The following is a 12222-nucleotide window of genomic DNA, read 5'->3' on the forward strand; positions in this document are numbered from 1 at the left end:
TTCGAATCACACACACAAGGAGACACCATGCGCCAACTTCTCAAACCGATCGCCGCCGCCCTGGCCCTGCTCGCTCTCGCCAGCGCCGCGTCGGCCGACCAGCTCGCCGCCATCAAGCAGCGCGGCACGCTGATCTGCGGCACGCTGGGCAACGCAGAGCCCTTCAGCTTTCCCGACCCGGCGACGCGCGAGATCCGTGGCTACGACGTCGACTTCTGCAAGGCCGTCGCCGACAAGCTGGGCGTCAAGCTCGAACTGAAGCTGGTCGCTGTCGAAGCCCGGATTCCCGAACTGAGCCAGGGCCGCGTGGACGTGATCGCGGCGAACCTCGGCTATTCGCCGCAGCGTGCCGAGCAGATCGACTTCAGCCACCAGTATTTCGTCAGCCAGCAGAAGGTCATGGTGCGCGTGGCCGACGGCATCAAATCCTTCGCCGGGCTCAAGGGCAAGAAGATCAGCGCGCCCAAGGGCTCCTCGTCGGAATTGGCGGTGAAGGCCAAGATTCCGGGCGCGGAGGTCGTGACCTTCCAGGATCCGCCGAGCGCCTTCGTCGCGCTGGTACAGGGCAAGGTCGACGGTCTTGCGCTGTCCGAGCTCGCCTCAGTCCGCTTCATTCACCAGGTGGCGGACAAGACACCCCTGACGCTGTTGCCCGAATCGATGATGGCCGAGCCGTGGGGACTCGGCGTGAAGAAGGGCGAACCGGCCTTGCTGAAGCAGGTCGACGACACGCTCGATGGCATGGAGCGCTCGGGCGAAGCCGCGAAGATCTATGACAAGTGGCTGGGGCCGAACACGCCCTACAAGACGAACCGCGAATTCAAGACCGGCCCGATCGCATGACGAGGCGGGCATGTCCGGCTTCCATCCTCTGAACCTGCTGCAGGGGGACTACGGGTCGATGCTGCTCGGCGGCCTGTGGATCACCTTGCTGCTGACCCTGATCTCGTGGTTGATCGCCTTTGCGCTCGGCGTTCTTCTTGCGGCCTTGCGCAGCCTGCCTTCGAAGTTCTGCGACGGCGTTGTCGCGGTGTATGTCGCCTACCACCGCAACGTGCCGCTGCTGGTGCAGGTCCTGTTCTGGTATTTCGGCGTGACCACCGTGCTACCGGATGCGCTGCAGCATTGGCTGAATGATCATGGCGGCGGGCTGATCCCCGGCGCCATCGCGCTGGGCCTGTGCATGGCCGCCTACGTGAGCGAAGACCTGCGCAGCGGCATCCGGACCGTCGGGCACGGCCAGACCGAGGCCGCGCGCGCCATGGGCCTGAGCTTCGCGCAGACCATGGGCTTCATCGTGCTGCCGCAGGCATTGCGCGCCGCGCTGCCGGCCCTGGTCAGCGGCACGCTGCTGCTGTTCAAGAACACGAGCCTGCTGATGGCCATCGGCGTCGCCGATCTGACCTATGCGACGCGCCAGATCGATGGACAGACCTTCCGGACCTTCGAGATCTTCACGGTGGCCACGGTCCTGTACCTGGGCCTCTCGCTGGTCATCATGGGCGCGGGCCACCTGCTCGAGCAACGCTTGCGGATCGCGGGACGCTGACCATGCTGGCGATCGTCCACGACTACTGGCTGCTGTTTCTCGTCGGGAACTACCCGAGCGGCCCGCTCGGCGGCCTGGTCCTGACGCTGATCCTGTCCGTGCTCGGCCTGGGTCTCGCGTTTCCCTTCAGCGTGCTGCTGGCGCTGATGCGTACCAGCCCATGGCTCGTGTTCCGCACGCCGGCCATCGCGGTGATCTACGTGGTGCGCGGCCTGCCGCTGCTGATGTTCATCTTCTGGGCCTACTTCGGCATACCGCTGCTGCTCGGGCGGACCGTGTCGGGCTTCGTCACGATGCTATGCGCGCTGGTGATCTACGAAAGCGCTTATCTCGCCGAAGTGATCCGCGCCGGCATCGAGGCATTGCCCAAGGGCCAGGTCGAGGCCGCGCGCTCCATCGGCATGACGCACCTGCAGACGCAGCGCCTGATCGTGCTGCCGCAGGCGCTCTACAACATGCTGCCGAGCATGCTGAACCAGTTCATCTCGACCATCAAGGAAACCTCGCTCGGCTATGTGATCAGCGTGCAGGAACTGACCTTCGCGGCCACGCAGGTCAACAACATGCTGCTCACCCAACCCTTCGAGGTCTATGCGCTGCTGGCGCTGACCTACTTCGTGCTTTGCTTCGCGCTCACCTCGGCCATCCGTCTGGTGGAGCGCTCGATCCATCGCAGCCGCACGTCGAACGCCAGGCAGCCGGCCTGGCGCGCCGCACCCACCACCCCGAGCGCCTCATGATCACCTTCAGCAACGTCAGCAAGTGGTACGGTGCCTACCAGGCCCTGGTGGACATCGACGCCACGGTCGCCAAGGGCGAAGTGGTCGTCGTCTGCGGCCCATCGGGTTCCGGCAAGTCGACCTTGATCCGCACGATCAATCGCCTCGAGGAAATCCAGCAAGGCTGGATCACGATCGACGGCGTCGACACGCATGCGCGCCGTGGTGACATCAACCGCATCCGCAAGGGCATCGGCTTCGTGTTCCAGCAGTTCAACCTGTTCCCGCACCTGAGTGCGCTGCAGAACGTGTCGCTCGGGCCGCGCAAGGTCGGCGGCATGCCGCGGCCCGAAGCAGATGCGCGCGCACGCGAATTGCTCGCCAAAGTGGGACTCGGGCACAAGTGCAATGCCTTTCCTGCGGAACTGTCGGGCGGCCAGCAGCAGCGCGTCGCCATCGCTCGCGCGCTGGCAATGAATCCGCCGGCCATGCTGTTCGACGAACCGACCAGCGCGCTCGATCCCGAGATGGTCGGCGAAGTGCTTCAGGTCATGAAGGGCCTGGCACGCGACGGCATGACCATGATGTGCGTCACCCACGAGATGAACTTCGCACGCGAGGTGGCCGACCAGGTGTGGTTCATGGATCGCGGCGCCCTGGTGGAGCGTGGCAGGCCCGACGTGTTTTTTTCCCATCCGCAGAGTGAGCGCGCGCGGAAGTTCCTGTCGGATCTGCGTTCGCACTGAGGCAGCAGCTGCCGAGCTCCGGCAGGGTCGCTTCCCGGGTCAAGCGCTCTCACGCGGAACGATCGAAAACCCGAGATCGTGCGCAGTCAGCGCGACGCGCTCCTTGCGCAGCCGCTGCAGCACGAGCGAAGCCGCGACACGGCCGATCTCGCGCTGCGGCACATGCACGCTGGTCAGGGGCGGCGTGACCGCCTGGCCCAGTTCGGTGTCGTCGAAACCCGTGATGGCCACGTCCTTGGGAATGCGCAAGCCGATGCGCGACGCCTCCAGCACGAAGCCCGCGGCGATCACGTCGCTCGCAATAAAGATGGCCTGCGGCGCCTTCCTTGCGGCGAGCGCAGCCTTGACCTCGCGGGCCAGTTCGGCGCCGCTGGCCAGCTCCATCGGCGCCGATCGTATCCAGGGCTCCATCATGGGCAAACCGGCCTCCGACAAAGCCTTGCGAAAACCTTCCTCGCGCGCTCGCGTGCGCTCGTTGTCCGCCTGCGTGCCGCCGTGATAGGCCAGCCGCTTGTGGCCCTTGCGGATCAGGTACCTCGTCATCGCAAGGCCGGCCTCGAAGTTCGAGAAGCCCACGGCCAGATCGATCGGCTTCGGACCGATGTTCCAGGTCTCCACCACCGGCACGCCGGCGCTTTTCAGCAGCATCCGGGTTCCGGGGGTGTGCGTGAAGCCGGTCAGCACCACCGCGTCCGGCCTGTAGCCGAGCAGGGTCCTGATCAGGCGTTCTTCGCGCTCGGCTGAATAGCCGCTGTGCGCGATCGTCAGTGCGAACCCGGCCGCTTCGAGGACGTCGTTCAGGCCGTTGATGGTTTCGGAGAACACCGAGTTCGACACGTTCGGAACGAGCAGCGCGATCAACTTGCTGCCGCGCTTCGACAGTGCGCTCGCAGTGAAGTTGGGCACGTACCCGAGTTCGGACGCAGCCTTGTGCACGGCCGCACGCGTCTGCGGGCTCACCGACGCATGGTTGGCCAGGGCGCGCGAAACGGTGATCGGCGAGACGCCCGCGCGCTCGCCGACATCGCGCATCGTCCACGAACCGCGACGTGCCGTCATGCCTCGAATGCGGCCCGGATGATCCGCATGAACTCGACCGCCATGAGATCTCCATCGGAAAAATGGTCCTCCCAGACCGCCAGTGCGTTCGCATGGTCCGGCGCGAGCTTCGACCGTGAGAAGGCTTCCACGCCGACGATGCCCCGGTAGCCGGCCGCGCTCGCGCGACGCGCCCAATCGGCGAGATCGAGACTGCCTTCGAAGGGCGCGCCGCGATGGCTCTGGTCGAGCTCGAAATAGGCCAGCCGGGGCAGCGCAGCCTGGAGCGCCGCGAAAGGTGCGGCTTCGTCGATGCTCATGTGAAAGGTGTCGAGATGCAGGTAGACGTTGTCATGCGCGACGGCATCCAGGAAAGCCAGGCCGCGTGCCGTGTTGTACAGCAGTGCCGTCTCGTAGCGGTTCACCACTTCGAGCGCGAGGCGAACGCCGGCCGCCTGCGCGACCTCGGCGACGCGGCGCATGGCGTCGGCGGCACGCGCGAACGCATCGTCCGTCACGGGCTCGCCGGCCTTGGCCAGCGGACCGTAGAGCACCCCGCCAATCTGCGTCGACCCCATGTCCCTGGCCAAGGCCACGGCATGGCACAAATGGGAGACACCGCGCTCGCGAATGGCCGGATCGGCGGCGCCGATGTCGCGATCCGGTGCGAGGCCGCAGGCATTGAGCGGCGCGAGCCCGCATTGCTCGAATGCACGGGCGAGACGGCGTGGCACGATGTCTTCGAAGCGGCGCAAGGGAATCACGACGTGGTCGTAGCCCGCCCGCGCCGCCGACTCGAGCGTCGGGCCGATCGCGTCGGCGGACCAGTCCGGCCCCCAGACCGCGGCATGAATGGATGTCTTGACCTCAAGCGGCATTCGTCTCTGTCCACAATGTTTCGAGCTCAAGAAAACGTTCGCCCAGCATCCGGATGAAGTCGCCGTCGTCGACTTCCCCGGCCAGCCACGCGGCTGCCGGCGCCATGAACAGGGTGCGGCCGACAGCGAAACCCTGAATGGACGCCCGTCCGCGGATTGCGGTGAACGCGGCCTTCAGATCGAGCATATCGCGTCCGCCGCCAAGAACCAGGATGCCTCTGCACAGCGGATTGTCGGAATGGATCGCGCGCTCGATCGCATCCCACGCGCGAGGATCCGAAAACGCGGGCAGCTTCCACCAGTCGGGCTTGACGCCGAGCGCCTGCGTGGCACGTATTCTCTCGACGACCCGCTGCGCGTCCTGCGGGGTGTCCGGATGGACGAATTCGAGCAGCAATTCCATTTCGTACATCGCGGCCGCCTGGTACAGCTCGACGAGACGTTCGTTCTGCAGTGCCCGGGTGCCATCGTCGTCCATCGGCACCAGGCATTTGATGATGTGATGCCGCGGCCATCTCGACAGCAGGACCGCCGCCGACGCCCCATCGCGAAACCGCAGCGGTGCCGCACCGGTGGCTTCGATCTTGCGCCCGATCCAGCCGATGTCGGATCCGATGCGCTGGAGCGCCTCTTCGCCTTCGATGTCGTCGAGCAGGATGCCGAGCCGAGGGTGGCGAGCGGCCAGGCCCAGCGCCGCACTCGCGACCAGTTGCTTGAGGGCGCTGAGGGTTCTTGCGGGAACACGCACCAGCGCCTCGAGCGGCGCGACGTGATCGGCCGCAATGACACAGACCGGCAAGATCCGGGGGCGGCGTGTCGTCGCACGGTGGATGTACGCCAGCTCGGCATTCATGTGCAGCCCGGGTTCCCGAACGGATCGCTCCAGGAACCAGTCGAGCTCGGCCTTCGTCGGCGATGCCGGCGAACAGCCATGCCGCGAGACCACCAGCGCTCCCGTGGCGTTGCCGCGCCGGCCGCATTCCTCCCACGACTGCCCGCGCAGCCAGCCGGACAGGAAGCCGGACAGAAAACCATCGCCCGCGCCGAGCACATTGAACACCTCGACCGCGAAGCCGGGTATCACGATGCCGCGTTCGATGTCGTCGGGAATGGCATCCGGAAACACCGCGCAACCCGCCGCACCGCGCTTAAGGACGATGGGCGCCTGCGTCAGCGAGCGCAGTTGCCGCAGCGCCTCGATCGTGTTCGTCGTGCCGCCTGCAACGTGAATCTCTTCTTCCGTGCCGACAACCAGGTCGCATTGCGCGAGAAACAGCTGGCTCGCACGCGTCGCCACCGCGGAGTCGACGAAGCGGCTCTCGCCGCCGTCCCGGGCGACCAACCCCCAGAACACGGGCCGGTAGTCGATGTCGAAGATGACCTGGGTGCCCTTCGCCTTGGCACGTGCCACGGCGCTCAGCAGGTTCTGCCGGGCGTGCGGCGTGGTCAGGTGCGAGCCCGAAACGAGCAGCGCGCGCGCGGATCCGAGGTCGTCGTCGGAATAGTCCTCCGGCGAGATCGCCATGTCGGCGCAATCGTCGCGATAGTGCAGAAGAGGAAAGGTCTTCTTGTCGCGGATGGCAAGGAAGGCCAGCGCCGTCCATCGTGAGGGATCGGTTCGCACACAGCGCGTATCGACGCCCTCGCGCGCCAGCCCTTCGCGAAGGTAGCGCCCGTTCTGATCGTCGCCGACACGCGTGATCAGTCCGACGCACAGACCAAGTCGGGCGGTGCCGATGGCAATGTTCGCCGGACATCCGCCGATATAGCGCGAAAACGAGGACACGTCTTCCAGGCGCGCGCCCACCTGGTCGCCGTACACATCGACGATGGTGCGGCCCATCGCGATGAGGTCGAGGGGGCGTGGGACATTCGCCATTGCCGCGACTACGCTCCCAGCATTCGCACGCGAGGCGCGTGGCGTCCCTCGCCGAACGGCGTGGCCAGGAAGACCTTCAGGCACTCGATCGCCACCGCGGGGCCCGTGGTCTGTCCGCCGAGGCACAGCACATTGGCGTCGTTGTGCTCGCGTGCGAGCCGTGCGGTCAGCGTGTCGTGCACGAGCGCGGCGCGAACCAGGGGGTTGCGATTCGCCGCGATGCTGATGCCGATCCCGCTGCCGCAGACCAGCACGCCGAGCTGGGTGCGGCCCTCGCGAATCGCTTCACCCATCAGGCGGCCGTAGGCCGGATAGTCGACCGGCGTCTTGTCGTGGCAGCCGAGATCGAGCACCCGCCACCCCTCGGATTCGAGCTCGGCCTTCAGTGCGAGCTTGAGGTCGTAGCCGGCGTGGTCGTTGGCAATGGCAATCGCTCGCTCCATGGGTGTGCTCCGATGGTCAGGGCTGGGAGGGAACAGCCGCGCGCGACGGACCCTCGGGGTCCCAGGCCGGCAGCGAGCGGCGAATGCATCCGCCCCAGCGAATCTCGCCGAGCCGCTCGTAGGCGGGATGGCCGTGACGGTACGGCCTGCTCTTTCTGGCAGCGCCCAGCAGATGGGCGAAGAGTTCGCCCGGAAGGCCGTAGACGAGCGGGCTGAATTCCTCGGGAAGCTCGCAATGCACCGGGAGCCACGCGCGCGCCTGACTGCCCAGTTCGACGGCATGGTCTGCGACGATGGCCACGGACGGTTTTCCCAGCGTCTGCATCGCTGCGAGGATCTCCCCGGCGCGTTCGACGCCCGGCCCGTCCGGCGCGATCACCAGGCGTGGCGAGCTACATTCCTCGACCCAACGGTCCAGGTGTGCCCATTCCTCGATGTCCTGCGCCGAAGCGTTGATGCCGACGGCCTCCAGGATCCGCGCGGAGCCGTTGACCGCACTGCCGTAGGTGGGACCCGTCCCGAGGAACAGGGCATGCTCGGCACCGATGAATTCATGAGCGAGAGCGCGTGCGGGTTCGATGCACTGGGCCAGGGTCTGTTCCATGCTGTCGGCGGACCGGGCCAACCGGCCACGCAGCGCATCCGCCTGCGCCGCGCCGAGGCGGCCCCGCAGCTCGGCGACCCGGACGGCGACCAGGTACAGCAACAGCATGGTGATCGGATAGCCCGCGGCCTCGTTGCCGCCGGTATCGGGCTTCAGGATGCAGCGTTCGGCAAGCTGCGCGAGCGGGCTCTGCGCATCGCTCGTCAGGGCCCAGACCCGTGCCCCAGCAAGGCCGGCCATCGTTGCGGCCTCCACGGCACGGGCGGTCTTGCCGGAAAACGACATCTGGATCACGACGGATCGCGCAGACAGGTCGCGTGCCGCGTAAAGGCCGAAGCGCATGGAAGGCATGGCCCAGGTCCGAATGCCGGTCAGGCGCTGAAAGGCGATCTCGACGGCCATCGCCGAGTGCAGCAGATCCCCGGAACCGCTCAGATGGATCGACTCGATCGCACCCGCATCGCACGCCGACAGGGCCCGCTCGACGGCCTGCACCAGCGACGGGTACAGCGCGCGGACGCCGCGCGGAATGGCCAGCGTGTCCTTCACGAGGCGTTCGCTGGTCAAGCTGTCCAATGCTTGGGGTTCGGACGGGTCGTCGGGGTTCAAGACAGATCTCCATGGTCGAGCAACAGGCCCGGGTGGGTCCAGTTCGAATCCGGACCCATGTCCGCAAGCCTGTGCCAGGGACTGACGGCCTCGGCCCAGAATCTGAGTCGCCCGCAGGCGATCAGCGCATCTTCGAGGCCTGCGATCAAGACATCGGCGGCCGGCGCCTCCCGGTCGATGGCCGCAGCCGCTTCGCCAAGCCATGTCGCGGTGGCCGGCATGCCCGCCATCTCGAGCCAGCGGGCATGGCGCCCCATCTGTGCACGGAGCGATGCGCGAATCGGCTGCACCGACGCATCGAAGGCGGTCGCCAGGCTTCTCGCGTTCATGAAGATCTCGGCGACCGCGAGCAGCAGGACGCCGGCCTGCATCCGGCCCGCAAGATTGCCCATTGCCGGCAAGCTCGCACGACACAGACTCCGGATGTCCTCGGGCGGCTGAGCCAGGGACGCCGCGAGCAGTCGCCGCGCGCTGCACCGCCACGGCCCGGCCGCCGCTGGCAACGCAGGCAGCGCCATCGTGTCGTCGGAGGGGAGATCGGTACTTGCACCTGTCAGGCGCGCGCGCCGGGCGCCATGCGCAAGAAGATCCAGGCCCAGGTCCTCGAGCGCCTTCGATGGCGAGATCAATTGCCCGATGACGTTCGTCGGCCCATCAGCAGCGCTCATCTCGCCGTAGTAGAAGCAGAGGTAGTTTCCGAAAGATGCGTAGCCCACATCGCCGGGCATCGGCGGCCGCCGATTCTCGTGCCAGTGGAAGAACGGCACCGGCACGCAGAACTCCGCACCGGCTGTCGGGCAATGCACCGCCAAGGTCGAATGCGGACTCGCGCGCGACAGCGCGCCAGCCAGCGACGGCGCGCGATCGGCATCGAGTTCGACGACGAGCTCACGCGCACCGACGGTGATCGACAGATGGTTCAACTCAGTGCTCCATTTCCGGCTCGCCGAAGCCGAGCAGCGACAGGATCTGCGTCTTGTATTCGCCATACTGCGCGGATCTCACCACGTCCACGCTTCGGCGCTTGGGAAGCTCGATCCGGATGTCTGCCAGCACCCGGCCGGGCCTCGTCGACATGACCACGACACGGTCGGCCATCAGCACGGCCTCGTCCACGTCGTGCGTGATGAATACCGTGGTCATGGAATAGTCGACATGCAGGCTCGACACCAGTTGCTGCATGCGCAGCCGCGTCAGATAGTCGAGTGCGCCGAAGGGTTCGTCCATGAGCAACGCACTCGGCTGGTTGATGAGCACGCGGGCCAGCTGCACGCGTTGCGCCATGCCACCGGAGAGCTGGTAGGGGAAGCTGGTCTCGAAGCCATCGAGCGTCATGACGCTCATGAGTCTTGCCGCCTCCGCCTTCCACTGCGCCGTGGCCTTGCCGGCGGCCCGCGGCCCGAGCGTGATGTTGTCCCAGACGCTGTACCAGGGAAAGAGCGCCGGCTTCTGGAACACGAAGCCCCGATCCGGCGACGGGCTGCTGTGCCGCTGTCCACCCACCAGGCATTCGCCCTCGTACGCGGTGTCGAAGCCGGCGATCAGCTTCAGCAGGGTCGTCTTGCCGCATCCGCTGGGACCGACGATGCAGACGAATTCGCCGGCCTCGACGTCGAGGGAAACGTGGTCGAGAACGTCGATCACCTCGTCTCCGTTCGAGAACGATTTCGAGACATCGGTGATGCGGATGTCGTTGGCCATGTCACTTTCCCTGCCAATGCAGGACCCTGGCTCTGAACGCGACGATCAGGCGGTCCATCGCGAAGCCCAGAACGCCCAACAGGATGACCGCGCAATAGACCACGGGGATCTGGAAGAACTGGGTCGCATCGGTCACGATGTAGCCCAGGCCGCTCGGCGCTGCGATGAGTTCGGCGGCCACCACCAGCGCCCATGAAAGCGACAGTGCGGTGCGCATCCCCGTCACCACCGCAGGCAGCGTGCCCGGCAGCACCACATGCCTGAACATCTGCGCGGTGGTGAAGCCCATGCTTCGACCGGCGCTGAACAGATCGGCCGGGATCGAACGTACGCCATCCGAGGTCTGCAGCGTCATGTAGACGAATGCGCCCAGGAAGATCAACGCGACCTTCGACAGGCTGCCGATGCCGAAGAAGAAGACGAACAGCGGAACAAGGGCCAGCGCCGGAACCGGACGGATGAAGTCGATGAAAGGCATCAGGATGGCCCGCGCCGTCGCGCTGTAGCCCACCAGCAGTCCGATCACGGTGCTGCAGACCACGGCGAGCAGGAAGCCCGTCAGCGCCCGGCCCATGCTCGTCCCGATGTGCTCGAAGATCGACCGGTGTCCGTAGCCGTTCTGGAACAGGTCCCAGAACGTGCGCCCCAGAACCTGCGGGGACGGCAGTGCCAGCGAATCGACGAGCACGAAATTGGAAACCAGCGCCCACACCACCAGCGCAAGGACCACGACCGCCGCGCTCAGCGGATTGATGCGAAACCGCCGTGCGCGGACCCGATCGGCAAGCCGCGCGGCGCGCTTCGCCGGCCTTTGCGCCGGCGTCATGTGCGAGTGCAACCGATGGGGCCCGGCATCGCTCATCTGGAAGTTCCTGCCCGATTCGTCAGTCGACCGTGCACTTCGGTCCACGGAAAGCCTTCACGGCATAGGCGGGCGCGAGGAACTGGTCGTAGGGAAGGCGCTCCTTGAGCGTCCCCGCCTGGATGAAGAACTTGCTCGCCCGATCCAGGATCTTGCCAAGCCCCTGGCCGGACGCCGCACCGCACATCGACACCCTCGCGCCGGGCGTGGCGCTGTCGCTCACAGCGAAGAACGGAAGCTCTTCCGATTGCTTCTTCGCCAGATCGGGCGCGATGCCCGTTGCTTTCGCCACGGCATCGATGGCCGGCTGCTTGTTCTTGGCATACGCTTGCTGGCCTTCAGCCAGTGCCCTGAGAAAGCCCACCACGGCGTCGGGATGGGCCTCGGCCCAGGCTGTGCTGACGGCATAGCCGGAAACGCCCCATCCCCCGGACGGCGTGTCGCCCATGTAGAAGAGCCGCTTGCCACCCCGCGATTCGATCTGGAACGTGAACGGCGCCCACAGGCACGCCACATCCAGGTCCCCGGCAAGCAGCGCCGCCGTGGCGGCAGGCGGTTGAAGGTTCATCAGCGTGACATCGGACTTGGCGATGCCATTGGCCTCGAGGACTTCGAGCACCGGACCGTTCACGACCGAGTTGTTGACGAAGCCGATGCGCTTGCCGGCAAGATCCTTGGGCGATTTGACCGAACTGTTCGGCCCGACCATGCATGCGTCGGACTGGTTCAGGTTGCCAGTGGTGGCGATCCACGAGATCTTCTGGCCGTTGGCGCGCGCGACGTAGAACGTGGTCATGCCGCCAATGCCCATCTGGACCGCACCTCCCTGCAACGCGGCGAACATCGCCGGCCCCGAGCTGAAGGTCTGGAATTCGAGCTTGACGCCGTTGCGCTCGAACGCGCCCGCCGCCACGCCGGCCCAGATGTCGTTCATGGAGGGCTGCACGCCGACCACCAGCGTGACGGGCGCCGCAGCGTCCGCGGCCTTGGCGATCTCCTGCCCGAGAACCAGAGAAATCAAGAGTGCGACGACTGCCGCGAATTTGAGTTTCAGAGACATTGCCTTCGCTCCTTGAACAGGTTGGAAACGCGGAAAAGCCGTGCTATGGTATCGATGTCATTCGCAGTGTAGCGAGACACTTTCGGCGGTGTCAAGGGCGAGATCCCCGATGCGATCGCCGAACGAATGAAGGC

13 protein-coding genes are annotated in these 12222 nt (G+C 66.2%); 4 read left to right on the top strand and 9 right to left on the bottom strand.

Annotated elements, in window-relative coordinates:
* The first annotated feature begins 27 nt into the window (after positions 1-27).
* The 4 genes from WDLP6_RS14805 to WDLP6_RS14820 are packed head-to-tail and all read left to right on the top strand — an operon-like array spanning position 28 to position 3014.
* Entirely contained in the window at positions 28-843 is an 816-nt protein-coding gene (locus WDLP6_RS14805) for an ABC transporter substrate-binding protein (RefSeq protein WP_162592932.1), read from the top strand.
* 10 nt (positions 844-853) lie between these two features.
* Positions 854-1549 (top strand): amino acid ABC transporter permease, encoded by a 696-nt coding sequence (locus WDLP6_RS14810; RefSeq protein ID WP_162592933.1) that lies wholly within the window; start codon positions 854-856, stop codon positions 1547-1549.
* A gap of 2 nt (positions 1550-1551) precedes the next feature.
* Positions 1552-2289: an amino acid ABC transporter permease gene (locus tag WDLP6_RS14815; protein ID WP_162592934.1), complete on the top strand. Its 738-nt coding sequence runs from the start codon at positions 1552-1554 to the stop codon at positions 2287-2289.
* Positions 2286-3014, top strand: a complete 729-nt coding sequence (locus WDLP6_RS14820) for an amino acid ABC transporter ATP-binding protein (protein WP_162592935.1) — start codon at positions 2286-2288, stop codon at positions 3012-3014. The genes WDLP6_RS14815 and WDLP6_RS14820 overlap by 4 nt, the downstream gene beginning before the upstream one ends.
* A gap of 39 nt (positions 3015-3053) precedes the next feature.
* Here WDLP6_RS14820 and WDLP6_RS14825 read toward each other — a convergent pair whose 3' ends face one another.
* The 9 genes from WDLP6_RS14825 to WDLP6_RS14865 are packed head-to-tail and all read right to left on the bottom strand — an operon-like array spanning position 3054 to position 12088.
* Entirely contained in the window at positions 3054-4073 is a 1020-nt protein-coding gene (locus WDLP6_RS14825) for a LacI family DNA-binding transcriptional regulator (protein ID WP_162592936.1), read from the bottom strand.
* Positions 4070-4930 (bottom strand): sugar phosphate isomerase/epimerase family protein, encoded by an 861-nt coding sequence (locus tag WDLP6_RS14830; protein WP_162592937.1) that lies wholly within the window; start codon positions 4928-4930, stop codon positions 4070-4072. The genes WDLP6_RS14825 and WDLP6_RS14830 overlap by 4 nt, the downstream gene beginning before the upstream one ends.
* The gene (gene iolC / locus WDLP6_RS14835) at positions 4920-6809 is read right to left on the bottom strand and encodes a 5-dehydro-2-deoxygluconokinase (RefSeq protein WP_269475600.1); all 1890 of its coding nucleotides are present in this window, start codon (positions 6807-6809) and stop codon (positions 4920-4922) included. The genes WDLP6_RS14830 and iolC overlap by 11 nt, the downstream gene beginning before the upstream one ends.
* Positions 6810-6817: 8 nt before the next feature.
* On the bottom strand, positions 6818-7252 hold the full coding sequence (rpiB, locus tag WDLP6_RS14840) for a ribose 5-phosphate isomerase B (protein ID WP_162592939.1): 435 nt from the start codon (positions 7250-7252) through the stop codon (positions 6818-6820).
* A 16-nt stretch (positions 7253-7268) separates the two neighbouring features.
* On the bottom strand, positions 7269-8465 hold the full coding sequence (locus WDLP6_RS14845) for an SIS domain-containing protein (RefSeq protein WP_162592940.1): 1197 nt from the start codon (positions 8463-8465) through the stop codon (positions 7269-7271).
* Positions 8462-9388: a hypothetical protein gene (locus WDLP6_RS14850; RefSeq protein WP_162592941.1), complete on the bottom strand. Its 927-nt coding sequence runs from the start codon at positions 9386-9388 to the stop codon at positions 8462-8464. The genes WDLP6_RS14845 and WDLP6_RS14850 overlap by 4 nt, the downstream gene beginning before the upstream one ends.
* A gap of 1 nt (position 9389) precedes the next feature.
* Positions 9390-10166, bottom strand: a complete 777-nt coding sequence (locus tag WDLP6_RS14855) for an ABC transporter ATP-binding protein (protein ID WP_162592942.1) — start codon at positions 10164-10166, stop codon at positions 9390-9392.
* A 1-nt stretch (position 10167) separates the two neighbouring features.
* Positions 10168-11028 (bottom strand): ABC transporter permease, encoded by an 861-nt coding sequence (locus WDLP6_RS14860; protein ID WP_162592943.1) that lies wholly within the window; start codon positions 11026-11028, stop codon positions 10168-10170.
* Positions 11029-11050: 22 nt separating this feature from the next.
* Positions 11051-12088 carry an ABC transporter substrate-binding protein gene (locus WDLP6_RS14865; RefSeq protein ID WP_162592944.1) on the bottom strand — a complete coding sequence of 346 codons (1038 nt, stop codon included), beginning with the start codon at positions 12086-12088 and terminating at the stop codon, positions 11051-11053.
* Positions 12089-12222: the final 134 nt, after the last annotated feature.

This window comes from Variovorax sp. PBL-E5, assembly GCF_901827185.1.
In the GTDB taxonomy this organism is placed as follows: Bacteria; Pseudomonadota; Gammaproteobacteria; order Burkholderiales; family Burkholderiaceae_C; genus Variovorax.

Excerpts from the sequence above, each read along its gene's own strand:
- WDLP6_RS14815 (WP_162592934.1), top strand. The coding sequence starts at position 1,552 with ATGCTGGCGATCGTCCACGACTACTGGCTGCTGTTTCTCGTCGGGAAC.
- WDLP6_RS14825 (WP_162592936.1), bottom strand. The coding sequence starts at position 4,073 with ATGACGGCACGTCGCGGTTCGTGGACGATGCGCGATGTCGGCGAGCGC.
- WDLP6_RS14830 (WP_162592937.1), bottom strand. The coding sequence starts at position 4,930 with ATGCCGCTTGAGGTCAAGACATCCATTCATGCCGCGGTCTGGGGGCCG.
- WDLP6_RS14855 (WP_162592942.1), bottom strand. The coding sequence starts at position 10,166 with ATGGCCAACGACATCCGCATCACCGATGTCTCGAAATCGTTCTCGAAC.
- WDLP6_RS14860 (WP_162592943.1), bottom strand. The coding sequence starts at position 11,028 with ATGAGCGATGCCGGGCCCCATCGGTTGCACTCGCACATGACGCCGGCG.
- iolC (WP_269475600.1), bottom strand. The coding sequence starts at position 6,809 with ATGGCGAATGTCCCACGCCCCCTCGACCTCATCGCGATGGGCCGCACC.
- WDLP6_RS14865 (WP_162592944.1), bottom strand. The coding sequence starts at position 12,088 with ATGTCTCTGAAACTCAAATTCGCGGCAGTCGTCGCACTCTTGATTTCT.
- WDLP6_RS14810 (WP_162592933.1), top strand. The coding sequence starts at position 854 with ATGTCCGGCTTCCATCCTCTGAACCTGCTGCAGGGGGACTACGGGTCG.
- WDLP6_RS14805 (WP_162592932.1), top strand. The coding sequence starts at position 28 with ATGCGCCAACTTCTCAAACCGATCGCCGCCGCCCTGGCCCTGCTCGCT.
- rpiB (WP_162592939.1), bottom strand. The coding sequence starts at position 7,252 with ATGGAGCGAGCGATTGCCATTGCCAACGACCACGCCGGCTACGACCTC.
- WDLP6_RS14820 (WP_162592935.1), top strand. The coding sequence starts at position 2,286 with ATGATCACCTTCAGCAACGTCAGCAAGTGGTACGGTGCCTACCAGGCC.